This is a genomic window from Devosia sp., assembly GCF_017307565.1.
Lineage (GTDB): Bacteria > Pseudomonadota > Alphaproteobacteria > Rhizobiales > Devosiaceae > Devosia.
Genome location: NZ_JAFKHD010000127.1, coordinates 1 through 3,389, shown reverse-complemented (window position 1 = coordinate 3,389; position 3,389 = coordinate 1). Strand labels below are relative to the sequence as shown.

The window sequence follows — 3,389 nt, the reverse complement described above, 5'->3', positions numbered from 1 at the left end:
GTGCCGGCTGATTGGCCTCGTCCTGCAGCTTGTCCATCAGCGCGCGCCAGTCTTCATAGGCCGCTTCCTGGTCCGGCAGCGCCTCGCGTGAACCGCCCTTGTCGACGAGTTCGGACAGTACCTGTTCGACGTCCGGGCCTTTTTCCTCGCACGTTCCCGCTTCATCCAACGCGGCAAAGGCCGGGTTGTAGTAACCGGCATCATATTCGTCGGTCGTCAGCTTGAGCTGACCATAGGCCAGCAGATCTGCCGAATCCGTCAGCAGCGACCAGTCTTCGTCGGTCACCTCATAGCCTGCGCAATTGCTCGACACGACATTGGCCAGAACGACCCGTTCCAGAAAATCCTTCGCATCCTGCCCATGGTAAGAGGTCAGGTCAGGCAATTGCACGAAGATCTTTCCATCCGCTGCCGCCTGCTGCACGCCGGCAGCGATAAGCAGACCGGCCACGGCCATTTTCTTGAGCATCAACTATCCCTCCGAGTTGGTGCAGGTGAGGTTGCCGAGCTTCGTGGAGAAAAAACGGCAACAGCCCTATTTCGGCTGTCCGCCAACAAATTGAACCGCGCGCGCACCATTCGCGATGCCGCGTTCGAGGCATTCCTCCGCCGAAACGCCCGCAACGAGCCCAGAGATGAAGCCAGCGGCAAAGGCGTCGCCAGCCCCAGTCGAATCCACCACCGTCACGATCGGGGCAGCGCGGCTGAGAACAACGCCGTCTCGCCCGCCAACCGAGGCGCCGAACCGGCCCCGCTTGATGACGACATGGCCGAATTGCGCCCCAAGGATACGCATCTGCTCCTCGAAATCGGCGATCCCGGCAAGCATTTCCGCTTCGCTCTCATTGGCGAAAAGCCAATCGGCGGGTCCAACCCAGGCAAGGAAACTGCGCGGACCAACCTCGTCGAGAAAACCGATGGAGGCCGGATCGATGGCGATGGGAATGGCGCGTTTTCGCGACCGCGCCAGCAGGGATTGCACGGCCGTTCGCGGCCCAGGCGCAAAGAAGCTGTAGCCGGAAACCAGCACCAGCCCAACCTCATCGAGGAGGCTATCCGCCAGGTCTTCGGCCGAAAGATTGAGGTTTGCGCCCCGATCCGTGAGGAAACTGCGCTCCCCACTGGGATCGACAATGGTAACCAGCACCCCCGAGCCGAACTGGGTATCGCCCGCGAGCATCGGCGTCACGTTGCGCAGCCGGAAATGCGCTTCATGGCTTGCCTTGTCGACAAGCCCGACACGCGCGGCGAACACCACATCGACCCCGGAAGCGCCGAGCCACACCGCCTGGTTGGCCCCCGATCCGCCGGGCTTGCTCTCGATGGCCGCACGCCGGTCAGATCCGAAGACGATCGGGCCTTCAGGCTTGACGATGACGTCGGTCATCACGTCGCCGACGACGAGTACCCTTGTGTTCATATGAATTTGACGGCGGGCTGCTTGGGTGTGGTTCTTTCTGCCAATGCCACTGCGATCTCGCCGGCGACACGCGCATTGTTCTTGACCAGCGCAATATTGGACGCCAGCGACTTGCCGCCGGTCAATTCGAAAATGCGCTGCAGCAGGAACGGCGTTGCCGCCTTGCCCTTGATGCCCTTCGCTTCGGCATCGGCCAATGCCTGCGTGATGAAGCCCTCGATGGCGCTGGCTTCCCAGGCATCCGCTTCTGGAATGGGATTGACGATCAGCACGCCACCCATGCCCAGATCGGACTGGATCGCGAGCATGTGCGCCACGCCCTCGGCATCATCGAACCGGTGATCGACGCCAAAACCGCTCTCGCGAGCCCAGAAGGCCGGAAACTGGTCAGTACCGAAGCCGAGCACCGGCACGCCATTGGTTTCGAGCACTTCCAGCGTCTTGCCGATATCGAGGATCGACTTGGCGCCGGCGCAGATGACCGCCACCGGCGTGCGGCCAAGCTCTTCGAGGTCGGCAGAAATATCAAAGCTCTCTTCGGCGCCACGATGCACCCCGCCGATGCCGCCGGTGGCAAACACCTTGATCCCGGCGAGCGCGGCGATCTGCATGGTGGTCGCCACCGTCGTTCCGGCCATCTCGCCGCTCGCCAGCAGCGCTGCTACGTCGCGGCGGCTCGCCTTGGCGGCCTTGTGCCCTTCCTGGGCTAGGCGCTCGAGGTCTTCCCCGGAAACGCCGACGCACAAGCGGCCATCCATGATGGTGATGGTCGCCGGCACCGCGCCGGTTGCGCGCACCACGTCCTCGACGTCCCGGGCCATTTCCAGGTTCTGCGGATAGGGCATGCCGTGGGTAATGATGGTGGATTCGAGGGCCACCACCGCCTTGCCCGCGGCCAGCGCCGCCTTCACTTCTGCCGATACCGAAAGATAGGCCTTGCCGCTCATCCACGCCTCTTGGGAACTGTTCCTGGGCAAAAACCTGTCCGCCCGTATCTACCGCGCTTTTGCGCCCGGGCCTTGCTTGGGTCAAGCCCCACAAAAACTTCTGTTGGTGCGTCTTGTCGCTCTGAAAAAATGGCTTTAGTTTGCCATCGATCGAGCAGGGAAAGGGCACTTCGCTGATCAGGTCTTTTGTTGACGGCGCGCTTGGCGCGCCTCGATATTCGTCCGGCACCGGGCCGATCGCAGCGACCGTCCCGGGTGCCCTTCGGCGCCCCCTAGAAACGTGTTCCCATTTGTTCAGCTACTCTGCACCGGGCTCTCAAAGATGAGCGCCCGGGCCTGAGCGCGGCTTGCCGCAAAAAAAGCCTGCCGCTTGCCGGCACCAAACCTTCCCTCGTTTCGAGGGTCAATGCCCCCGAATTATTACTAGGAGCTTCCAGGTTATGAACAAGACGCTCGCCATCGCCCTTGGCGCCCTGGTGGCCGCAAGCCCTGCAATTGCGCAGGAGGAACCGGTCCTCAACGTCTACAACTGGTCCGATTATATTGCCAACGACACTATTGCCAATTTCGAGGCAGAGACCGGTATTAAGGTCAACTACGACGTCTATGACAACAATGAGATCGTCGACGCCAAGCTCCTCGCCGGCAATTCCGGCTACGATATCGTCGTTCCCTCGGGCAATTTCCTCGAACGCCAGATCAAGGCCGGCCTGATCCTGCCGCTCGACAAGTCCAAGCTGACCAACCTCGGCAATCTCGATCCCGCGGTGATGTCCACCGCCGCCAACCAGGACCCGGACAACGCCCATGGCGTGCCCTCCATGATCAACACCATCGGCATTGGCTATAACACCGCCAAGGTCACCGCCGCCCTCGGCGCCGATGCCGATCTTGAAAGCTGGGACCTCCTCTTTAAGCCCGAAGTCGTTTCCAAGCTCGCGAGCTGCGGCGTCGCCCTGCTTGACAGCCCCTCCGAAGTCGTGGGCATTGCGCTCCACTATCTCGGCCTCGATCCGAATTCG

The 3,389-nt window shown here is 61.9% G+C and carries 4 protein-coding genes; 1 reads left to right on the top strand and 3 read right to left on the bottom strand.

What is annotated here, in order from left to right; all coding sequences use genetic code 11:
- The 3 genes from J0I64_RS03595 to J0I64_RS03585 form a co-directional block, all read right to left on the bottom strand.
- The coding region (locus tag J0I64_RS03595; protein ID WP_291406249.1) for a hypothetical protein at positions 1-469 on the bottom strand (469 nt) is incomplete at its 3' end.
- Between the two features lie 66 nt (positions 470-535).
- Positions 536-1,420, bottom strand: a complete 885-nt coding sequence (locus J0I64_RS03590) for a PfkB family carbohydrate kinase (RefSeq protein WP_291406248.1) — start codon at positions 1,418-1,420, stop codon at positions 536-538.
- A complete protein-coding gene (locus J0I64_RS03585) occupies positions 1,417-2,367 on the bottom strand; it encodes a pseudouridine-5'-phosphate glycosidase (protein WP_291406247.1) in 951 nt (316 codons plus the stop codon). The genes J0I64_RS03590 and J0I64_RS03585 overlap by 4 nt, the downstream gene beginning before the upstream one ends.
- 440 nt (positions 2,368-2,807) lie before the next feature.
- Here J0I64_RS03585 and J0I64_RS03580 point away from each other — a divergent pair.
- A partial coding sequence (locus tag J0I64_RS03580; RefSeq protein ID WP_291406246.1) for an extracellular solute-binding protein occupies positions 2,808-3,389 on the top strand: 582 nt, incomplete at its 3' end.